The following is a 22368-nucleotide window of genomic DNA, read 5'->3' on the forward strand; positions in this document are numbered from 1 at the left end:
CGCTTTTTATTCATTCATAGATAAATCATCTTAAAATTCATTATTTATCCTAAAATAATTGTATAGGTCACATAAAATTCAGCACAATTCCACATAATAACCGAAGTTTATTAATGAAAGGAAAATAGGATGAAAAACAGAAATAAAGCGCTTTTGGCGACATTGGTTTCACTGTTTGCCATATCTGCTATCGCTCAACCGAATATTACGGTATTGGCGACAGGGGGAACGATAGCAGGTGGTGGTGATTCAGCCACATCTTCCAGTTACCAAGCAGGTAAAGTAGGGATTGATGCTTTAATTAATGCGGTGCCAGAAACCAAAAAAATCGCTAATTTAAGCGGTGAGCAATTGGTGAATATTGGTTCGCAAGATATGAATGACCAAGTTTGGCTGGCACTGGCGAAAAAAATTAACCAAGATTGTGATAAAACAGATGGTTTTGTAATCACTCACGGTACTGATACTTTAGAAGAAACGGCATTCTTCCTTGATTTAACCACGCAATGTAAAAAGCCAATTGTCTTGGTTGGTGCAATGCGCCCTTCAACAGCTTTGGGCGCTGACGGTCCTTTGAACCTGTATAATGCAGTCGTTTTAGCGACGGATAAGTCTGCTGGAGAGCGCGGTGTTCTGATGGCAATGAACGATAAAGTCGTGCAAGGCCGTAATGTGATGAAAATGAGCACCACTGAAGTACAAGCGTTTGATGCCGTTAATAGTGGGGCAGAAGGCTTTATTCATGATGGCAAAGTCACCTATTTTCAAGCACCACAACCACGTGGTGATAAAGCGGCATTTGACATCAGCAAACTTGAAAAGCTCCCTGCGGTAGGTATCGTTTATAATTATGCCAATGCATCAGCAGCACCTGTGAAAGCCTTGAAAGAAGAAGGGGTTGAAGGAATTGTAAGCGCAGGTGTGGGGAACGGTAATATGTATAAAACAGTATTTGACGCTTTAGCAAAAGCAGCGAAAGAAGACGTTGTGGTCGTTCGCTCAAGCCGTGTACCAACAGGGTATACGACAAGAAATGCCGAAGTGGATGATAACTTATATGGTTTTGTTGCTTCAGAAAGGTTAAATCCGCAAAAAGCGCGCGTATTGCTGCAATTAGCCTTAACTCAGACTAAAGATCCTCAGCAAATTCAGGCATTATTCGAAAAATATTAATTATCAAAACGAGTATTTATTTCATACAGCGGGGTGCAGTAGCCTGTACCCCGTTAGTTTTGCTGTGACAATAAGGCAATATTATTGAATGCTCGAATTACACAATGTCATCGATAACGCCACCATCAACACGTAAGGCTGCACCGGAAGTCGCTGAGGCTTGTTTAGAGCAAGTATAAACTACCATATTCGCGACTTCTTCGACAGTCGCTGCACGTTGGATTACAGAGCTTGGACGGTGGGCCATTACAAACTCTTTTGCTAGGGTTTCGATCGACTTCCCAGTTCTCGCGGCTTCATCCTCCATCATATTGGCAAAACCGTCAGACAGTGTTGGTCCTGGCAAGACACTGTTTACAGTAACACCTGTGCCCGCCACATACTTAGCGAGTCCCCGAGAAAGGGAGAGCATTGCTGTTTTAGTCACGCCATAGTGGATCATATCCGCAGGGATATTACGCGCCGATTCCGACGAGATAAAGACCACTCGACCCCAACCTTTTTTCACCATTGCGGGGAGAAGGGCTCTGGATAAACGTACAGCGGACATCACATTTGTTTGCCAGTAATTATCCCAGTTTGCATCATCCATTGTATAGAAATTTTCTGGCCCATAGATACCTGCGTTATTAACTAAAATATCAATTTCACCAATTTCGCTAAGTAGTTTATCAACGCTTTCAGAATCACTGACATCTGCGATAGCAGGAAACACTTTGGTGTTGGGTAATTCTTTTTTCAAACGAGAAACGGCATCATTAACACGTATATTGTTACGGCCATTAATCAAAACTTCTGCGCCACAATTAGCGAGGCCTTTAGCAATTGCATAACCAATTCCAACTGTTGATGCACTGACTAATGTGCGTTTGCCTGTTAAGTCTATTTTCATTTACGAACTCTTTATATTGAAAAGGAGAGTTCATAATAGCAAATGATAATGCGGTGCTTTTCTTAATAATGCTGTACATTTTATTTGATTATTTATTGAGAAATTTTATAGCTATGTATGTTATTTTTCAGCATAACAACATTTATCCTTATTATTTGACTCAGTAATCTGATCTATTTTAAGGCAATTAGGTCAATGTGGTGATAGAACTTAGCGAATTCCTGCAGAGTAGACGAAATTAAGGAACAATTGGTTAATTTATTGATTTTTTCTTAAACACTTACTTATACGTATCCCATACATATTTTTTATATTTATCAATCAATTACTTTTTATTTTTAGCAAGGTCATCATCGGTGATAATGACAGTTAATTAAAATTAATGTGCCGTTGATCATATTTTGGCAACAAAGCCTGTATCTGTGTTGATAATTCGCGTTGCAAAAAATAGGCTAAATACATCGCAAGAGATATAACTCATTGTGAATATTTAGATTTAAATGGAAAGTTAAATCGTATTTCGGCCGAAAAATAAAATTAAAAAATATTAGAGGAATACAAGAATGGTTAATAAAAATGTCAATACTGGCAGGAAATTGCTCGTCTTAAAAATTGCAATAGCAATGCTTCCTATTGGTTACCAACCAATCATGCATGCGGAGCAATTTATTGAAGATTCAAAACTTACAGGAGGCCTTTACTACTGGCAACGTGATCGTTCACGTAAAGATTTAGACCCAAATAGCGATAAATATAAAAAGTATGCGGATAATCTTAAACACTCAACATTTAATGCCAGTCTCGATTTCTCATCCGGCTATTTTCAGGACATCATCGGGCTAGATTTAGCGGGTTTTACCGCTATTGAGTTATCAAATAGTGGGCCAGCTGCACCCAATGAAATCGGTTTTAGTGATGCAAAATCACGTTGGGATGAAAAATGGACAGGTGATCGCAGTGGTGTGACTTTTTATAAGGCTGCTGCAAAATTGAAATATGGCCCTTTCTGGGGTAGAGGTGGCTATATTCAACCTACTGGTCAAACTTTACTCGCATCCCACTGGAGCTATATGCCGGGTACATATCGCGGATTAGAGGTAGGCGGAGTGTTTGATTTTGAGCAAAATGGTGAACTTAGCATGTCCTATATGTGGACTGACCGCTATAAAGCACCTTGGTATCGCAGTATGTATGATTTTCGTGAAGCGGATGGTGAAACTGGGATCAGCTATTTACACTCAATTGGCTTTAAATATGACTTTAAAAACAATTTAGTCCTAGAAGGGGCGTATGGGCAAGCTAAAAGCTATATGGATCAATATTTTGCCAAGGTTTCCTATGCAGTTCCTGTTGTTGACCGTGACTTACGTATGTCTTATCAATTTTATGGTGCAAAAGATAAGGTTTCAGGCGGTGGAGTTAACGATGTTTATGACGGTTTAGCTTGGTTGCAAGCGATGACACTAGGCTACACTTACGATGAATTTGATTTTAAATTAGAAGGAACCTATGTAAAAGCCAAAGGTAACCAAGGTTATTTCCTACAGCGGATGACCCCCGGTTGGGCAACATCAAATGGTCGTATGGACATTTGGTGGGATGGCCGTTCGGATTGGAATGCTAATAATGAAAAAGCTGTTATGGCCGGTGTTATGTATGATTTAAAAAATTGGGACTTAGCTGGATGGAAGGTTGGAACCTCATATATTTATGGATGGGATGCTAAACCAAGTACTAATAGCCAATATGCTCAGGATGTACGCTTAAAAGAAAGTGCATGGAACTTTGATATTTTATATACCGTACAATCAGGTCGAGCAAAAGATACGCTATTTAAACTGCATTTTACCAAGTATGATAACCATACAGATATTCCGAGCTATGGCGGTGGTTACGGAAATATCTTCCAAGATGAAAAAGATATTAAATTTATGGTGATGATGCCATTCACGGTATTCTAATTTGTAAAATCTTTTAGTAGCAATGACTGCTATAAAGAAACCATAGCAGTCATTTGCCCTGATAGCCAAAGGACTTATCATATATTTTTAATATTGAATGGAATATTAAGACAAGAATAAACCCTTATATTAAGGGGTTAGAAATAAGATGAATTTATTCACCTTATTTTATTTTTGATTACAAGGATACGGTATTTACACTTTCATTGAGTATAAGGGGTCTTGTTTTAATTTATCTTTTAATACGGTAACTTTTTCTGATTGATGGGGTGGGTTTTTAATTTGTGCTTGGCCAGACAAAATTCCCCCTTTTTTAATTGATAAGCTACTGTAATGGATAGTACCGTGGATTTCTCCATTATTTTCAATACAAATAGTATCAGATAAGCATTCACCTTCAATACGACCATTCACCACCAGTTCTTTGCAGGTGATATTTCCCGTAACTTGGCCGTTTAACATAACTTTAACCGTATTTTCTTTTCCTGTTATATTTCCAATGACTTTCCCATAGATATGCACTTGTTCATTAGACGTAATATTTCCTTCAAAAATAACGTCCCTAGAGATAATTGTATTCGATTTTTCTTCACTAATAGTCGGAGTTGACAGTGTTATTTGTTCTTCTATTTTTGCAGTCACTTCTGACTCATTACTTATAGAAGGGGACGTCGCTGTAGGTGCGGGCTTGTTTTGTCTTTTGGTGAACATTTTACTTACCTTTTTTTGATTGAAGTATACGATCAAGAACAGTATTGATAATACAAACGAAAATAAGGTGATAGACGAATAGCTAAAAAACCACCCTATTAAAGTAAGAAACCAGAAGAAAAAACTTGTATTGAGAAAAAGATAGGTTTTTTTCATCAGTTAATCTCTTACAAATTACTAAAATACTCAATTAGTTTAGTTATTAAATTTAATTACGCGATTAAGTTGTAATTTAACTTTGTGATTACATTTTAACTATTAACTCTCTAATTTAGAGTTAAAATTATAGTAATGTAATTAAATAATTTTAAATAGTATGAAATATTGGAAATCATCTATGATGTTATTTATATACAACTTTGATATGTAGAGCATTATTCTAGATAACAGAATATACTTATCTTTGAAATAATATAAAGGTTTTGATTTGAATTGCAACTATTATAGTTTTTATAAAAATCTTACATTATCGCTAAAATGTAGTGATAAATAGTTATATTTAAGTTATTTACTAGAGATTATTACTAATCGAGAAAAAAGAAAATATCAATACTTAAAATAAAAAACCCCGATAAAATTGTATTATCAGGGTTTTGGCATTTTTAACCATGATGTTTTATCAACGATGGTTGAATACTATTACTCTTTTGCTTCGTGTGCGTCAGCATTGTCACGGCAATCACCATCTGCGCAATGACCATATAGATATAAACTATGATTAGATAGTTTAATGCCATGGCGAGCAGCGATATTTTTTTGGCGGGTTTCAATGGATTCGTCAGTAAACTCAATCACTTTTCCACAATCTAAACAGATTAAATGGTCATGGTGATGCTGCTGAGTTAGTTCGAATACAGATTTACCACCCTCGAAGTTGTGACGGGTTACGATACCGGCATCATCAAACTGGTTTAACACGCGGTATACAGTTGCTAACCCGATCTCTTCACCCATATCGATCAGCTTTTTATAGAGATCTTCCGCACTGACGTGGTGGCACTCAGGCTCTTGAAGTACTTCCAAAATCTTTAATCTTGGAAGAGTGACTTTGAGTCCAGCATTTTTCAATGCTTTATTGTTGTCTGTCATGCGGGTTTGTCCTGTATCTTAAATCATAAATTTAACAATAATGAGACATTTTTAACATCAATACAGTTGTCTTCTAAACTGATTTACAATTATAGGCATGGAAAATAAAAATAGAAACCATGCATTGTCTCATTATTTTGATAATCTCTTGAGAACCTATCCTATTAGGATACCTTATCGGTTATTTTAGACTACGCCACTGGCTTTGGGGTTCATTTTGTGTAAGACAGTGGTGTAATCTATGGGTAAGGGTTCTTTATGTAGTCTATCAGCCTAAAATTTCAGCTAAAGACATCTCTTCAGAGATTTGTTTTACCCATGCATCAACACGTTCATCAGTTAGCTCAGGTTGACGATCTTCATCAATAGCTAAACCAATAAAATGGTTGTCATCTGCCATGCCTTTGGATACTTCAAAGTGATAACCTTCTGTTGGCCAATGACCAACAATAACAGCACCACGTGGTTCGATAATATCGCGGATCGTACCCATAGCATCACAGAAATATTCAGCGTAGTCTTCTTGGTCTCCACAACCAAATAAGGCGACAAGTTTACCTTCGAAATCAATCTCTTCGAGAGTAGGGAAGAAATCATCCCAGTCACATTGGGCTTCACCATAATACCAAGTTGGAATACCAAGAAGTAGAATGTCAAAAGCTTCAATATCTTCTTTGCTGCATTTCGCGATATCGTGAACTTCTGCTACATCTTTGCCTAATCTTTCTTGGATCATTTTGGCAATATTTTCTGTGTTACCTGTGTCACTTCCGAAGAAAATGCCTATGACTGCCATAAAGTGATTAACCTCTTGTTTTTCTAAGAGAGCTAGAGGTGAAAATTCGCCTTCTATAGCCCGTTTAGAACGAAAATAGATAGAATATTACGCCTTATTTTGGCGAAAAAATGTTGCTAAGTCTGTCAAATTTGTGTGATTTATCAAGATAACGTTACTTGAGTATTGATGTATCAACATGTTCAAGTTGTGACATCAAAATTTCTTCGATCAATTCACTACGGCTTATATTTTTATCTTCAGCTAACTGATTCAATACCGCGACAGCGTCTTCGTTCAGTTTCAATTCAACTCTGCGCAATCCCTTCACTTTATCTCGTTTCAGTTGGTTGCGTTTGTTGATTCTCAGTTGTTCATCCCGTGATAGCGGGCTTGTTTTAGGTCGCCCAGGCCTTCGTTCCTCAGCGAACAAATCTAGTGTCGTTCGATCCGTTTGTTCTTTTGCCATGTCTATAACTGCTAAAAGGGTGTGCCAGTAATTCAGCGCGCCATGATACCCTAGCTAATCCCCTTGTGCTATAGCTTCATCAATGATGATTGGGTTTAATTGGTTGTAAAATGAACGCTTTTGGTAAAAAAGCACCACTTGCTATAAGCGTGATGCTTTTTTATTCGTATTATTGTGTCTGCTGGTGCCATAAATTGGCGTATAAACCATTTGATTTGAGTAAGTTTTCGTGGGTATCCATCTCGTGTACTTCTCCTTGACAAATCACACATATCCTATCAGCGTGCATAATCGTATTTAGCCGATGAGCAATGCTAATGACGGTTCTTCCTTGAGTAATTAATGGCATATTCTCCATAATGGCGGCTTCTGACTCGTAATCGAGTGCAGAAGTGGCCTCATCGAGAATTAAGATATCGGGTTCGGTGAGTAATGCACGCGCAAGTGCAATCCTTTGACGTTGACCACCTGAAAGATTGTAGCCTTTTTCTGATAAGGGATAATTAAAATTATCAGTCAATGTCATGATAAATTCATAAGCTCCCGCTAATTTTGCTGCGTGAATCACCTGCTCGTCAGTCGCTTGTGGATGACTCAAACGGATATTATCTGCGATAGAACCAACGAATAAGGTACTTTCTTGTAATACGACGCTCATTTTTCGGCGTAATGATACGGTATCTGCGACAGCTAAATCCATGCCATCAACAATAACTTGCCCATGTTGTGGGACATAAAGCCGCTGTAATAATTTCGTTAAGGTACTTTTTCCTGAACCTGAAGGGCCAGTAATACCAATAAATTCACCTGCATTAACCATTAAGGATAAATTATTGAGAACTTCAGGTGTATCAGGTTGATAGCGAAAACGGATATTTTGAAACTCGATTTTTCCGTGAATATTTGATGTATTTGCAATCCCTTTACGTTCATTTTCTACCGGTTCATCAAGAATATCTCCCACTCGGCGTAATGAAATAATGGTATGTTGGAAATCTTGCCAAACTTGGGCAAACCGCAATACGGGCTGCGTAACATGCGCACTTAGCATATTAAATGCCACTAATTCGCCAGGAGAAATCCCACCATTTAATACCTCTTTGACACCGACCCACAAAAGGATCGCAGTCGTTATTTTGCTCACAAATGTCATTAATTGAGAGGCTACTTCACTGCGCATTGAGACTTTAAAGCTTTGAGTTAGCTGTTTGCTAAATATTTTTTTCCAACGTTGATTAAAGTATTTTTCTGTTGCGGTTGTTTTGATGGTTTCAATCCCAGTAATACTTTCGGTGAGAAAAGTGAGACCATTTTCATCCGCTTGATAAGATTTTTCAGTTTGCTGGCGAATAATGGGGCCGAGTATCATCCATAAAACAAAAAATACCCCCATTGAGCCCAATAAAATCCAAGCCATCAAACTACTGTAGGAAAATAAAACTGCGACAAAAAGGATGACAAAGATAAAATCAATAAACAGCATCAGTGTTGAGCCCGTTAAAAATTGCCTTATATGGGCTAATTCACGGATTCTGGCAATAATTTTCCCTGTTGGCCTTAACTTAAAATAATTTAACGGTAAGGCCATTAAGTGGCGATAAATTTTCCCTGACAACTCAGCACTGATCTGGCTACTACTATGACTAAAAATTTTATTACGAATAAAACCATATATCGGTTCTGCAACAGCAATGGCAAAAATCGCCAATGCAATGACATGTAAATTTGAGAGACTGCGACCAACTAACACTTTGTCGATTAAATTCTGAAACAACAGCGGGCTAATTAAGGCGAAAAGCTGAATAATGGCAGAGAGAATAAAAATATTTCGTAATTTAACATGTTGTCGCAAAACAGAGGGAATAAACCAGCTAAAGCCAAAGGCCTTTTTTTGCTCTGGCTCTAATTGCTCCTTAATGAGTAATACATCATATTCAGTTTCTTGATGTCCAATAGAGTTATGAATAGGTTTTCGTTCCTCATTAGTAGGGTTAATGATAATTAATTCATTTTCTTGGTTAATAACTTGCCAAAAACCATCTATATAGATTAAAGCGGGTAAAGGAAGCGTTTTTAATTGTGTATATTGCACAGCAATAAGTTTGGTTTCATACCCGAGTGTATGTGCACATTCTCTAATTTCCCACTCTGTCGGAGATAAAGTTTGCATACCAATTGCGTGCCTGAGTTGATCTGATGAAACATTGTTTTGGTAATATTTAGCCACCCAAACTAAGGCATCCAAGCCATGATTATTAAACTGTTCCATCGATTATTTTTCTCTCATCGCGTTTGAGGTGTATTCATTAATAGGGCTAAGCAAGTAGTCAATAATACGGCGTTTATCCGTTTTTATTTCTGCCACAATGGATAAACCGGGAGTTAGTTCAATAGATTCACCATCAACGGATAGTTCTTTTTGGTTAAGACCAATTTGCCCTAAGAACACTAATCCAAGCTTTTCATCGAGAGTACTGTCGCGCGATATGGAAATCACTTCACCTTCAATCGTGCCATAACGCGTGTAAGGGAATGCATCTATTTTCACCTCTGCTCTCAACCCTTCATGGATGAACCCAATGTATTTGTTCAAGATTTTAATTTCAGCTAATTGAACATTATTGTTAGGAACAACAGCCATTAGTTGCTGTGCGGGTTGCAATACAGCTCCTAAAGTGTGTGTAGCAAGCTGTTGAATAGTGCCATCAACGGGGGCCCGTATAATTTCTAATTGATTTCTTTCTTTATTTTTTAATAGTTCTTGCTCAAGGGAAGCCCGCTTAAAGTCAGCTTGTTTGTATTTTTCATCCCACTCTTGGTTTTTTTGGGCTTTTATCCTGTCTATCTTTTCATTTAAGGCATGGTGCTGGCTTTTTAGAATTGAAAGCTCAGATAATTTGGTCACTTTTTCTTTTTTAGCGATTAATAGCTCTCGCTCTTGTTCTAAAAATTCCTTTTGACTGATTAACTGTTTTTCAGTTAACGAATGGTGTGCATCGAGGCGTTTTTTGATATTGACAATAAGGGAGTTGATGGTAAGTAATTCATCTTTTCGGGCTTGTTGATTGACTGTATTCAATTGAATTTCATTATTAAGTTCATTCATTAATGAATCAAATTCTAATTTTTGTGTTTGATAGCTAGCCCGCGTGTTGTTTTGCTCTAGTTCAGTTAATTGATTAAATAGAGGTAACTGCTCAATAGGCTGTTGTGAAATCAATGCTTGATAAATTACTATTTCGGCCAAATGGAAGTTGTGTTGATAATTTAAACTTAGAATATCTTGGTCAACACCTAACACATTGACGGTAATTAAAGGATCGCCTTGTTTTACGGTTTGCCCATCAGTAACATGAATATGTTCTAAACGGCTTAATTCAAACGCTTGGATTAATTGTGTTCGCCCTGAAACAATAAGTTTACCCTGCGTGGTGGCTTGAATATCCAACTTACCAAAAAACGACCAAGTCACAGCAAGAAAAATACCCACACTAATAGAAATAGCGACGTATAGTGCCAAGTAAGATGGGGGAGTTTTTAATATCGCCAAGTGTGAAGGCAAAAAGCTGTTATAACGGTTTTTGTCTAATCGATGTTTCATTTTACGTCCATGTCTGATTTCAGAGACTGCTGTAGAGTCCACAAGTGTTTATAAAAATTACCTTGTTCAATAAGTTGCTGATGGCTACCTTGCTCAATGATTTCACCATGTTGCATCACAATGATCCGCTGGTGATTGCGAATGGTTGATAAGCGGTGAGCAATTGTGATGATGGTTCTTCCTTTGGCAATGAACTGCATATTTTCTTGAATAACCGCTTGGGACTCGTCGTCTAAAGCGCTAGTCGCCTCATCAAAAATAATTACTTTAGGATTTGAAAGCAGCGTTCTAGCAATTGCAATGCGTTGGCGTTGACCGCCAGAAAGAGATGATCCCCCCTCAGCAAGAACGGTGTCGTAGCCTTTGGGTAATTTCAAAATAAATTCGTGTGCTCCCGCCATTTTGGCGGCATGAACCACTTCATCCATGGAAGCATTAGGTGAGGTTTGAGCAATATTATGAAAAACAGATTGGCTGAATAAGAAATTCTCTTGCAACACAATACCAATTTGCTGACGAAGAGAGTGTAAGTTAATCGCGGATATGGGAGTGCCATCCACAAAAATGGTTCCACTTTCAGGGGTATAAAGCCGTAGTAATAATTTAGCAAGGGTGCTCTTACCTGACCCTGAAGTACCAACAATGCCAATGGTTTCCCCCGCTTTAATATTTAAATTAAAGTTTTTTAGAACAAACGGCATGTTCGGTTGGTAGCGGAACGAGATATTTTTTAGGTTTAAATGCCCTTGAAGAGGTAATTTATTTTCTTGCTGAGATTGTTCGATGGGTAAGTTGATAATCTGGGAAAGTTTTTCGATAGCGACGCTAGTGCGAATATAGTCTCCCCATAGCTTGGTCAGTTTGATGAGGGGCTGGTTAGCGTGATTAACCATCATATAAAAAGCAATAAGTTGGCCAATTGTCATCTGCAATGCTAAAACTTCAGAGGCACCAACCCACAATACAATCGCACTGGTAATTTTTTCGATAGCCATTACGAGATGTTCGGAACGGGAGCTAATTTGTCCTGCTACAAAGTTAGTTTGGCTCATATCTGAGGTTTGACCATCCCAGCGACGCGTAAAATTCGGTTCGACGGATAAACTTTTGGCGGTTTCTATCCCATTAATACTTTCGGTCAAAAAAGAGGTATTAATGGCGATATTAGTAAACTGTTGCTGTGCGGCAGATTCGATTTTAGGCGTTAGCCACCAAGCCAATAAAAGATAAAAAGGTATAGAGCACAAAAATATTATTGTGAGTGTCGTGGATATCAAATTCATCACGAAAATGAATACAAATAAAAACAACACATCAACACATAGCGTGAAAAAACTACTGGTTAAAAATTCACGAATAGTTTCGAGCTCTTTTACGCGAGTGACAATCGCTCCTATTTGCCTACTTTTAAAAAAGGGAATAGGTAATCTTAATAAATGATTAACTAGCTTTAAGCCCAGTGTCATATCAATACGGTTAACTGTATGATGATAAATATATTCACGTAACCCTTTTAACGTTACTTCTATTAGTGCAGCAACCATTAACCCAAAAATTAAAACGTCCAAGGTGACTAAGCTATTATGAACGAGCACCTTATCCATAATCACTTGCATAACAATAGGGGAGACTAATGCGAGGATTTGCAATATAAATGAAAAAAATAAAACCCACAAAATAATGGATTTGTATTTCATAAATTCAGCTTGGAACCAAGTGATGTCAAATTTCCCTTGTTTAAGGTTTACCTGTAACCAATGGCCACTCCATTGTTGGTTTAGCTCGTCAATGCTCCATATCTCTGGCGGTTTATTCCCAAATTGCTGAATGAGAACTTGTTCTTGATTGCGGTTAGCTAATAGAAAAGCTTCGCCTTTGGTATTATATAAAATTGCTGGGCAAACGATTTTAGCTATATTTTTATCTTTCTGATATTTATTCCTACAGCGAATGTTGTGTTTCGATTTAATAATGTTAATTTTTTCATTATAACCAATAGATTGATTGAGTGTTTGTTCTAGTTCTTTAGGATTTACTTGCCCTGATAACTTAGCAATGACACTAATGAAATATAATGTTGATTTTGATTTTAGACTATCCATTTTCTATATTAATAAATTCCTTAAGTTATTTGAATTTTTAAATCCAAACTTGCATTAATAAAATATGCACTAGATAGTAATAAGGTAGAGTAGAATTTGGATAATACAGGGTTTATAATTCGCTGTGTATTGAAGTTAGTCTTATTGTGTAATTAATAAAGTAATTATATTTAACTACAAATATATTTAAAGATATTGAAAAGATACATGTCTTTTCAATATCTATATTTAAATATGATTAATTATTCAGGATCAGGAATAGATAAAAAGCGATGGATAGCTCTTAATACATGGTCTGGTTTTTCTGCATGAACCCAGTGGCCCGTATCGGCGACAACCCATGCTTTGGCTTGTGGAAATTGTTGCGCTATTTGCTCTTTATATTCTGCTTGCACATAAGGGGAGTTTCCTCCGGGGATTAACAATACGGGTTTATCCCAAGCGGGTACGGTTTCCCAACCAATAATATGTTCATAATTCGCTTTGAGGGCAGGCAAATTAAATTTCCATTCACCTTGTTTAAAAGATTTAAGCAGAAATTGGATAACGCCATCTTCGTTAATGTAATCACGCATAATCACGGTAGCTTCTTGGCGAGTTTTCGCATTTTTTTCCGTGACGGCATCAAGAGCCGCAAATATTTTATCATGACGACGGACTTGGTAAGCGACAGGCGCCATATCAATAGCAACGATGCTATCAATAAAATTAGGGGCGATTGCAGTTGCAGCCATGGCTATTTTGCCACCCATTGAGTGACCAATTAAAATAGCATTTTCGTACCCTAAAGATTTTATTAATGTAATAACATCTTGGGCCATTTGCTGGTAACTCATTTGCTCATCACGGAATGAGTCACCGTGATTACGAACATCAATTTGAATCGTATCGAAATATTGTTGTAAATTACGACCTAAAACACCTAAGTTATTGAGGTCACCAAATAACCCATGTATGAGTACTATAGGGCTATTTGAGATTGGATTTTCAGGTTTATGGATAGTATGGTTAAGTAACACAGTCATATTTATTTGATCAATTCGTCAGTGGTACATGTGGTCTTATCATGTCACGGCTCTGAGTAAAATCCAAATGGTCGAATAAACTGCGATCCTGGCTAAGGTAAGTTTATAGTCGATAACTAGGAGGTTTATAGCCAATAAATTTCAGAAAATTGAATTCGCTCACGGAAGTAAAATATTGAAATTAATGGCATGATAACCCACTGAATTATCTTTGAACTTAGAAAAGTGTTTACTTTAAGTTATTGAAATTTTAATTGTTTTGTTTTTTTTAAATCTGTCTTATAATCACACCGCAAATTTTAGTTAAATAAGTACTGGGAAAAAATGAAAACGATAGAAGTTGATGAAGAGCTTTACCGCTATATTGCGAGCCATACACAGCATATCGGTGAAAGTGCATCGGATATTTTGCGCCGTATGTTAAATTTCAAATCCGGGCAGCCAGTACAAGCAAAAGAAATTAGTCAGGAACATGCCGTCATTAAGGCTGAACCTGCGATGAGTACACCTGCTGTTGCATTAAATCCTGTTAGAGTCATTAGAGAGCTTCTGTTATCTGACGCTTATGCAGAAAAAAGTAAAGCGATTGACCGCTTTATGTTGATTTTATCTACCTTATATAGTTTAGATGCAAATCGTTTTGCGAGTGCAACAGAGTTAATGCATGGCCGAACTCGTATTTATTTTGCTGGTGATGAGCAAACATTACTTGCAGCTGGCAAGCAATCTAAGCCGCGTCATATACCAGGAACACCCTATTGGGTGATCACAAATACGAATACTAATCGTAAGCGTAGTATGGTTGATGCAATCATGCAGGAAATGCAATTTCCAGCCAATGTGATTGAAAAAGTTTGTAATACTATTTAAAAACTGACAGGCCACTGGTGTTGATAACAAAGCATCAGTGCTTTGGGAGAAAACAAGTGACAATACATGAACGTGCAGGGCAGCTTCCGTTTCAAAGTGACTTGATCAATGTCGCTCAATTAACCGCTCAATATTATACGCAGCAACCACAACCTGGAAATGCATCTCAGGCTGTTAAGTTTGGAACATCAGGGCATCGCGGTAGCTCATTGCGTAAAAACTTTAATGAAAACCATATACTAGCTATTGCACAAGCAATTGCTGATTTACGCAAAAAGCAAGGCGTAACAGGCCCTTGTTTTGTGGGCAAAGACACCCATGCGTTATCAGAAGCGGCATTTATGACTGTGGTTGAAGTGTTAGCGGCAAATCAGGTTCATGTTATTGTTCAGGAGAATAATGGGTTTACTCCAACTCCAGCTATCTCTCACGCTATCTTAAGTTATAACCAATCACACCAAGATATTGCAGATGGCATTGTGATTACACCATCACATAACCCACCTGAAGATGGCGGTATTAAATACAACCCAGCAAATGGCGGGCCGGCTGATACCGATTTAACCTCTGTGATTGAGAAAAATGCCAACCAATTGCTAGCCAATAACCTCGAAGGTGTAAAACGAGTCAGTTTTGATACAGCAATGACAAGCGAATATGTGACCCAGCAAGACTTAATCATGCCTTATGTCTCTGCATTGGGTGATGTTGTTGATATGCAAGCAATTGCTAAGTCAGGTTTAAAAATTGGTGTTGACCCTCTAGGCGGCTCCGGTATTGAATATTGGAAAAAAATTGCAGAATATTATCAACTCGATATTGAAATCGTAAACGACCAACTCGACCAAACTTTCCGCTTTATGCCACTTGACCATGATGGTGTTATTCGCATGGATTGCTCATCCAGTTGGGCGATGGCGGGTTTGCTTGGGATGAAAGAAAAATTTGATCTTGCGTTTGCCAATGACCCAGATTACGACCGTCATGGCATCGTCACGCCAGATGGTTTAATGAATCCAAATCACTATCTTGCTGTTGCTATTGATTATTTATTTCAACATCGTCCTCAATGGGGTAAAGATGTTGCGGTCGGAAAAACATTGGTCTCGAGCGCCATGATTGACCGTGTGGTTAATGACATCGGTCGTGAACTAGTCGAAGTACCTGTAGGGTTCAAATGGTTTGTTGATGGCTTATTTAGCGGTAAATTAGGTTTTGGTGGCGAAGAAAGCGCTGGAGCATCGTTCTTAAAATTTGATGGCACACCGTGGTCAACGGATAAAGACGGTATCATTCTTTGCTTACTCGCAGCTGAAATTACGGCTGTTACAGGTGAAAATCCTCAACAACGTTATAATAATCTCGCTAAGAAATTCGGCGCGCCGATTTATAACCGTATCCAAGCGAAAGCTACTCACGAAGAAAAAGCAAAGCTAAGTAAATTATCACCTGAAATGGTTGCAGCAGATACATTGGCGGGAGATAAAATTACACAGCGTTTAACCGCTGCGCCAGGTAACAATGCAGCAATCGGCGGTTTAAAAATCATGACGGATTATGGCTGGTTTGCAGCAAGGCCATCAGGCACGGAAGAAGCCTATAAAATTTATTGTGAAAGTTTCCGTGGTGAAGAGCATTTACGTCAAATAGAAAAAGAAGCGATTGAAATCGTAAGCAAAGTTATTCGCTAATTTTTAATCCTCAATAAAAGACATTACAATGAATATCCCGGAATACAGCGCAATGACGTAATTCGGGATATTATCGCTTATTTATTGTTAATTTCTCCATAAAATGATGCTTGTCGAGAGTGTGACAAGATTAACAAAATTCTTTTCCTCATTATCAAAAAATAACCCCCTTTCTTTTTTAGGCTTGCTGACAATAACCGTTGCAGCTAAAGGCTTGGAGTGGTACAACTTTAACTATCTGAGTGAATTTTATTAACCATAATTGAAGATGGATAGGGTGAGGTCAATGAGTCAGGTTTATAATTTCAGTGCAGGTCCAGCTATGCTACCTGTTGAAGTCATGCGTCGTGCTGAACAAGAATTTTGTAATTGGAAGGGGTTAGGCGTTTCTGTGATGGAAGTGAGTCACCGCGGAAAAGACTTTGTCGAAGTAGCAACAGAAGCAGAGCAAAATCTACGTGATTTATTAAACATCCCTGATAACTATAAAGTTTTATTTTGTCATGGCGGGGCACGTGCCCATTTTGCAACGTTACCAATGAATTTATTAGGTGATAAAACGACAGCAGACTATATTGTAAGCGGCTATTGGTCCGAGTCTGCAGCAAAAGAAGCTGAAAAATACTGCTCTCCTAATGTGATTCAAATTACTGAAGAAAAAGACGGTGTAGTGAGTTTAAAACCCATGAAAGAATGGCCATTAAGTGATGATGCAGCTTATGTCCATTATTGCCCAAATGAAACCATAGGCGGTTTAGCTATTCATGAGGAACCTGACTTCCCTGAAGATAAAATTATTGTTGCTGACTATTCCTCTTCTATCTTATCTAAACCGATTGATGTAAGCCGTTATGGTGTAATTTATGCAGGGGCTCAAAAAAATATTGGGCCAGCAGGACTAACTATCGTTATTATCCGAGAAGACCTACTCGGTAAAGCTTCACCTCAGACTCCATCCGTATTTGATTACACGGTATTAGCAAAACATGATTCAATGTTTAATACTCCACCGACTTTCGCTTGGTATCTCGCAGGTATGGTCTTCAAATGGTTAAAAGAGCAAGGCGGTTTGCAAGAAATGGCTAAGCGTAATTATGAAAAATCACAATTACTCTACAATGCAATTGATGATAGCCAGTTCTATATTAACCGTGTTGCGGTTGAAAACCGTTCTTGGATGAATGTACCGTTCCAAATGCAAAACCCAACTCTTGATGCGAAATTTATTGAAGAAGCCAAAGAACAAGGCTTACTTTCGCTGAAAGGCCACAAAGTGGCTGGTGGTATGCGCGCATCAATCTATAATGCGATGCCATTAGCGGGAGTTCAGGCTTTGGTTGATTTTATGGCTGATTTCGAACGTCATAACGCTCAATAACGAGATTTGCCGATTGAAATAGGATGTTCAGTCGGTTATTTGTGCTCTTTGCATTTGACTTAAAAGAAAATAGAGCCAAATTTTATTTACTTGCAACCTTCACTGGAGAAACTGCTTTTTATGCAATCCCTGACATTACAACCTATTCCTTCAATTAACGGCACAATTAATTTGCCAGGGTCAAAAAGTGTCTCAAACCGCGCACTGTTATTAGCAGCGATGGCTAAAGGAACGACCACACTCACTAATTTATTGGACAGTGATGATATTCGCCATATGCTGAATGCATTAACCCAGTTAGGTGTTAGCTACCAACTGTCTGAAGATAAAACACGTTGTCGTGTGGAAGGTTTAGGCGGAAATTTATCTCATCCAGATGAGCTAGAAATATTTTTAGGCAATGCGGGAACGGCAATGCGCCCACTGACTGCTGCGCTATCACTAAGTCATAATAATATTATTTTAACGGGTGAGCCTCGCATGAAAGAGCGCCCAATTGGGCACTTGGTCGATGCATTAAGGGAAGGCGGTGCAGAGATTGAATATTTGGAACAAGAAAACTATCCGCCACTACGTTTAAAAGGTGGTTTTATCGGTGGCCAAATTTCAGTTGATGGGTCTGTTTCCAGCCAGTTTTTAACCGCGTTGTTAATGGCAGCTCCTCGTGCAGAGCAAGACACAACAATTACAATTATTGGCGAGTTAGTCTCCAAACCTTACATTGATATCACGTTAGCACTGATGAAAACATTTGGTGTGAGTGTCGAAAATCATCAATATGAACATTTTGTCATCAAAGGGCAGCAACAGTATCAATCTCCGGGTGAATATTTGGTTGAGGGTGATGCTTCATCCGCATCTTATTTCCTAGCTGCGGCTGCCATTAAGGGGGGCGTGGTACGAGTCACAGGAATTGGGCGCAATAGTTTGCAAGGAGACACGAAATTCGCCAATGTATTAGAAAAAATGGGGGCGACTATTCGTTGGGGTGATGACTACGTTGAATGTGAACGCGGTACATTGACGGGCATTGACATGGATATGAATGCGATCCCTGATGCGGCAATGACCATTGGCACCGTCGCTTTATTTGCTGAAGGCGAAACAGTGATTCGAAATATCTATAACTGGCGAGTAAAAGAGACCGACAGGTTATATGCGATGGCGACAGAGCTAAGAAAAGTTGGTGCTGAAGTGGAAGAAGGGCATGATTATATTCGTGTGGTCCCACCGAAAAAATTACAACATGCTGAAATTGAAACCTATAACGATCATCGTATTGCAATGTGTTTTTCATTAGTTGCATTATCAGATACGCCAGTAACAATTTTGGATCCCAGCTGCACTGCAAAAACGTTTCCTGATTACTTCGAACAGTTGGCACGTTTAAGTCATTAATCTATTGATTAGGTTGATATTATTTTGTTTGATATCAACCTGATTTTTATGGTTCAAATATCAATTTTTTCTTATTATTTAGCAATCATCAGAACCTGCTTATTTCACAAATCTGCTGAATTGGTATAATACCTTCACAGATTTTAATTGCGGGTAGCTCGGCTATTTGCAGAAAAGGAGATTTTTTATGGTGGCGATAGCCCCTGTAATCACCGTTGATGGACCAAGCGGAGCAGGTAAAGGTACACTTTGCCAAGCATTAGCAAACGAATTTGGGTGGCAACTTTTAGACTCAGGCGCAATTTATCGTGTATTAGCGTTAGCTGCGTTACATCACCATGTTGATATCCAATCCGAAGATGCGTTAGTTCCTTTGGCTGCAAATTTAGATGTGAAATTTGTTCCTGAAGACAATGTACTGAAAGTCATTCTGGAAGGGGAAGATGTTTCAAATCAAATTAGAACTGAAACAGTAGGAAACACGGCATCCCAAACAGCTACTTTTCCTCGCGTACGTGAAGCGTTACTTCGACGCCAACGTGCATTTAGAACTCTACCTGGGCTTATTGCTGATGGCCGTGATATGGGAACGGTGGTTTTCCCCGATGCACCAGTAAAAATTTTTCTTGATGCCTCAGCTGAAGAACGGGCTCATCGGCGGATGAAGCAGTTGCAAGAGAAAGGTTTTGATGTTAATTTTGAACGTCTTTTGAGCGAAATTGAAGAACGTGATTTTCGTGATCGTAACCGTTCTGTTGCCCCCCTTATTGCCGCGAAAGACGCATTAGTGCTGGATTCCACAAGTATGTCTATTGGGGAAGTTATTGAAAAAGCACACACCTATGCAAAAAAAATTCTACAATTATCGTGATAATAGGCTTTATTTTAGCTTATAATTAGATAATATACGCAGTTATCGCTATGTGATTATATTATTAGCATAGCATAAACCTTGCGACATGGAATGTTGTGGGGTATGTGAAACAACCCCATTTGGCGGGAAGCTAAGTGGACGTTAATTTAAAACTCTTGAAGATCATTAATATGACTGAATCTTTTGCTCAACTCTTTGAAGAATCCCTGCAGAATATTGAAACTCGTCCTGGTTCTATCGTCCGTGGTACTGTTGTTGCCATCGATAAAGACGTAGTCCTTGTTGACGCAGGTCTTAAATCAGAATCTGCTATCCCAGTAGAACAGTTCAAAAATGCTCAGGGTGAGCTAGAAATCCAAGTTGGCGATGAAATCGATGTAGCTCTGGATGCAGTAGAAGATGGTTTCGGTGAAACTATCCTGTCTCGTGAGAAAGCTAAACGTCATGAAGCATGGCTGATGCTGGAAAAAGCTTACGAAGAAGCTGAAACTGTAACTGGTGTTATCAATGGTAAAGTTAAAGGTGGTTTCACTGTTGAACTGAACGGTATTCGTGCGTTCTTACCAGGTTCACTGGTTGATGTACGTCCAGTTCGTGATACTACTCACTTGGAAGGCAAAGAGCTTGAGTTCAAAGTAATCAAGCTGGATCAGAAACGCAACAACGTTGTTGTTTCTCGTCGTGCTGTAATTGAATCTGAAAGCAGCGCTGAGCGCGATCAACTGCTGGAAAATCTGCAAGAAGGCATGGAAGTTAAAGGTATCGTTAAGAACCTTACTGACTACGGTGCATTCGTTGATCTGGGCGGTGTTGACGGCCTGCTGCATATCACTGACATGGCTTGGAAACGTGTTAAACACCCAAGCGAAATCGTCAACGTTGGTGATGAAATCAATGTTAAAGTTCTGAAATTCGACCGTGAGCGCACTCGTGTTTCTCTGGGTCTGAAACAACTGGGCGAAGATCCTTGGGTCGCAATCGCTAAACGTTACCCAGAAGGTACTAAACTGACTGGTCGCGTTACTAACCTGACTGACTATGGCTGCTTCGTAGAAATCGAAGAAGGCGTTGAAGGTCTGGTTCACGTTTCAGAAATGGATTGGACTAACAAAAACATTCACCCATCTAAAGTTGTTAACGTTGGTGATGTTGTTGAAGTTATGGTTCTGGATATCGATGAAGAACGTCGTCGTATCTCACTGGGCCTGAAACAGTGCAAATCTAACCCATGGCAGCAATTTGCTGAAACTCACAACAAAGGCGACCGCGTTGAAGGTAAAATCAAGTCTATCACTGACTTCGGTATCTTCATTGGTCTGGACGGCGGCATCGATGGCCTGGTTCACCTGTCTGACATCTCCTGGAACGTTGCAGGCGAAGAAGCAGTTCGTGAATACAAAAAAGGTGATGAAATCGCAGCTGTTGTTCTGCAAGTCGACGCAGAGCGTGAGCGTATTTCTTTAGGTGTTAAACAGTTAGCTGAAGATCCATTCAATAACTACTTAGCAGCAACTAAGAAAGGCGCAATCGTGACTGGTAAAGTAATCGCAGTTGATGCTAAAGGTGCAACTGTTGAGCTGACACTGGGCGTTGAAGGTTACCTGCGTGCATCAGAAGCTTCACGTGACCGTGTTGAAGATGCAACTCTGGTTCTGAACGTTGGTGATGATGTTGAAGCTAAATACACTGGTGTTGATCGTAAAAACCGTGTAATCAACCTGTCTGTTCGCGCTAAAGATGAAGCTGATGAGAAAGACGCTGTCGCAGCTGTGAACAAACAAGAAGATACAGCATTCGGCAACAATGCTATGGCTGAAGCTTTCAAAGCAGCTAAAGGCGAATAATTAAGTGGGGACAACAGTAGTGTTGTCCCTTTGTAACGGTAGTTTAGGGAGGTACTATGACCAAGTCTGAATTAATTGAAAGACTGGCTAGCCAGCAGTCTCATCTTTCAGCAAAAACCGTTGAGGAAGCTGTAAAGGAAATTCTTGAGCATATGGCGGATACGTTAGCTAACGGTGAACGTATTGAAGTCCGTGGTTTCGGCAGTTTTTCTCTTCACTACCGTGCTCCACGCGTTGGCCGTAACCCGAAAACTGGTGATAAAGTGGAACTAGAAGGTAAATATGTTCCTCATTTTAAACCAGGTAAAGAATTACGTGATCGTGTAAATATTTACGGCCAATAATTAGGCTGTAAATCTTAATTATTACATCAAAACAGTGCTTGTATTCTATACGGCACTGTTTTTTATATCTAACCAACACCAACACCAACACCAACACCAACACCAACACCAACACCAACACCAACACCAACACCAACACCAACACCAACACCAACACCAACACCAACACCC

18 protein-coding genes are annotated in these 22368 nt (G+C 38.9%); 9 read left to right on the plus strand and 9 right to left on the minus strand.

Translation table 11 applies throughout. The features are described 5' to 3' along the window. The first annotated feature begins 129 nt into the window (after window positions 1-129). Window positions 130-1173: an L-asparaginase 2 gene (ansB, locus tag PSE72_RS05520; RefSeq protein WP_115167649.1), complete on the plus strand. Its 1044-nt coding sequence runs from the start codon at window positions 130-132 to the stop codon at window positions 1171-1173. A 97-nt stretch (window positions 1174-1270) separates the two neighbouring features. Here the strand turns inward: ansB and PSE72_RS05525 are convergent, their stop codons facing one another. Further along, window positions 1271-2065 (minus strand): SDR family NAD(P)-dependent oxidoreductase, encoded by a 795-nt coding sequence (locus tag PSE72_RS05525; RefSeq protein WP_217007772.1) that lies wholly within the window; start codon window positions 2063-2065, stop codon window positions 1271-1273. A gap of 563 nt (window positions 2066-2628) precedes the next feature. Here PSE72_RS05525 and chiP point away from each other — a divergent pair. Next, window positions 2629-4026 (plus strand): chitoporin ChiP, encoded by a 1398-nt coding sequence (gene chiP, locus PSE72_RS05530; RefSeq protein ID WP_004909523.1) that lies wholly within the window; start codon window positions 2629-2631, stop codon window positions 4024-4026. Between the two features lie 195 nt (window positions 4027-4221). On the opposite strand, the gene PSE72_RS05535 is transcribed toward chiP, so the two are convergent. The 8 genes from PSE72_RS05535 to ybfF form a co-directional block, all read right to left on the minus strand. Then, entirely contained in the window at window positions 4222-4737 is a 516-nt protein-coding gene (locus tag PSE72_RS05535) for a bactofilin family protein (RefSeq protein ID WP_232800989.1), read from the minus strand. Between the two features lie 639 nt (window positions 4738-5376). After that, window positions 5377-5826 (minus strand): ferric iron uptake transcriptional regulator, encoded by a 450-nt coding sequence (gene fur / locus PSE72_RS05540; RefSeq protein ID WP_004256285.1) that lies wholly within the window; start codon window positions 5824-5826, stop codon window positions 5377-5379. A 268-nt stretch (window positions 5827-6094) separates the two neighbouring features. Next, window positions 6095-6622: a flavodoxin FldA gene (fldA, locus tag PSE72_RS05545; RefSeq protein WP_004256261.1), complete on the minus strand. Its 528-nt coding sequence runs from the start codon at window positions 6620-6622 to the stop codon at window positions 6095-6097. A gap of 154 nt (window positions 6623-6776) precedes the next feature. Beyond that, window positions 6777-7070, minus strand: coding sequence for a LexA regulated protein (ybfE, locus tag PSE72_RS05550; protein WP_004909532.1), 294 nt, complete (start codon window positions 7068-7070; stop codon window positions 6777-6779). Window positions 7071-7239: 169 nt separating this feature from the next. After that, the gene (locus PSE72_RS05555; protein WP_115167647.1) at window positions 7240-9339 is read right to left on the minus strand and encodes a type I secretion system permease/ATPase; all 2100 of its coding nucleotides are present in this window, start codon (window positions 9337-9339) and stop codon (window positions 7240-7242) included. 3 nt (window positions 9340-9342) lie between these two features. Further along, window positions 9343-10671: an HlyD family type I secretion periplasmic adaptor subunit gene (locus PSE72_RS05560; protein WP_115167646.1), complete on the minus strand. Its 1329-nt coding sequence runs from the start codon at window positions 10669-10671 to the stop codon at window positions 9343-9345. Further along, window positions 10668-12773 (minus strand): peptidase domain-containing ABC transporter, encoded by a 2106-nt coding sequence (locus PSE72_RS05565; protein WP_115167645.1) that lies wholly within the window; start codon window positions 12771-12773, stop codon window positions 10668-10670. Before PSE72_RS05565 ends, PSE72_RS05560 begins: the two co-directional genes overlap by 4 nt. 242 nt (window positions 12774-13015) lie before the next feature. Next, window positions 13016-13798 carry an esterase gene (ybfF, locus tag PSE72_RS05570; protein ID WP_004909541.1) on the minus strand — a complete coding sequence of 261 codons (783 nt, stop codon included), beginning with the start codon at window positions 13796-13798 and terminating at the stop codon, window positions 13016-13018. Between the two features lie 324 nt (window positions 13799-14122). On the opposite strand from ybfF, the gene seqA reads away from it, so the two are divergent. From seqA to ihfB, 7 genes are all read left to right on the plus strand, one after another. Beyond that, entirely contained in the window at window positions 14123-14668 is a 546-nt protein-coding gene (gene seqA, locus PSE72_RS05575) for a replication initiation negative regulator SeqA (RefSeq protein ID WP_004909543.1), read from the plus strand. Window positions 14669-14724: 56 nt separating this feature from the next. Next, the gene (gene pgm / locus PSE72_RS05580; RefSeq protein ID WP_115167644.1) at window positions 14725-16359 is read left to right on the plus strand and encodes a phosphoglucomutase (alpha-D-glucose-1,6-bisphosphate-dependent); all 1635 of its coding nucleotides are present in this window, start codon (window positions 14725-14727) and stop codon (window positions 16357-16359) included. Window positions 16360-16645: 286 nt separating this feature from the next. Beyond that, the gene (gene serC / locus PSE72_RS05585) at window positions 16646-17737 is read left to right on the plus strand and encodes a 3-phosphoserine/phosphohydroxythreonine transaminase (protein WP_004909549.1); all 1092 of its coding nucleotides are present in this window, start codon (window positions 16646-16648) and stop codon (window positions 17735-17737) included. A gap of 120 nt (window positions 17738-17857) precedes the next feature. Continuing rightward, the gene (gene aroA / locus PSE72_RS05590) at window positions 17858-19135 is read left to right on the plus strand and encodes a 3-phosphoshikimate 1-carboxyvinyltransferase (protein WP_115167643.1); all 1278 of its coding nucleotides are present in this window, start codon (window positions 17858-17860) and stop codon (window positions 19133-19135) included. Between the two features lie 187 nt (window positions 19136-19322). Beyond that, window positions 19323-20006, plus strand: coding sequence for a (d)CMP kinase (gene cmk / locus PSE72_RS05595; protein ID WP_004909557.1), 684 nt, complete (start codon window positions 19323-19325; stop codon window positions 20004-20006). A 173-nt stretch (window positions 20007-20179) separates the two neighbouring features. Beyond that, a complete protein-coding gene (gene rpsA / locus PSE72_RS05600) occupies window positions 20180-21853 on the plus strand; it encodes a 30S ribosomal protein S1 (RefSeq protein ID WP_004909559.1) in 1674 nt (557 codons plus the stop codon). Window positions 21854-21909: 56 nt separating this feature from the next. Continuing rightward, window positions 21910-22197 (plus strand): integration host factor subunit beta, encoded by a 288-nt coding sequence (gene ihfB / locus PSE72_RS05605; protein WP_004256221.1) that lies wholly within the window; start codon window positions 21910-21912, stop codon window positions 22195-22197. The last annotated feature ends 171 nt before the right edge of the window (window positions 22198-22368 follow it).

The sequence above is a fragment of the Providencia sp. PROV116 genome, from assembly GCF_028482485.1.
Taxonomy (GTDB): Bacteria; Pseudomonadota; Gammaproteobacteria; order Enterobacterales; family Enterobacteriaceae; genus Providencia; species Providencia rettgeri.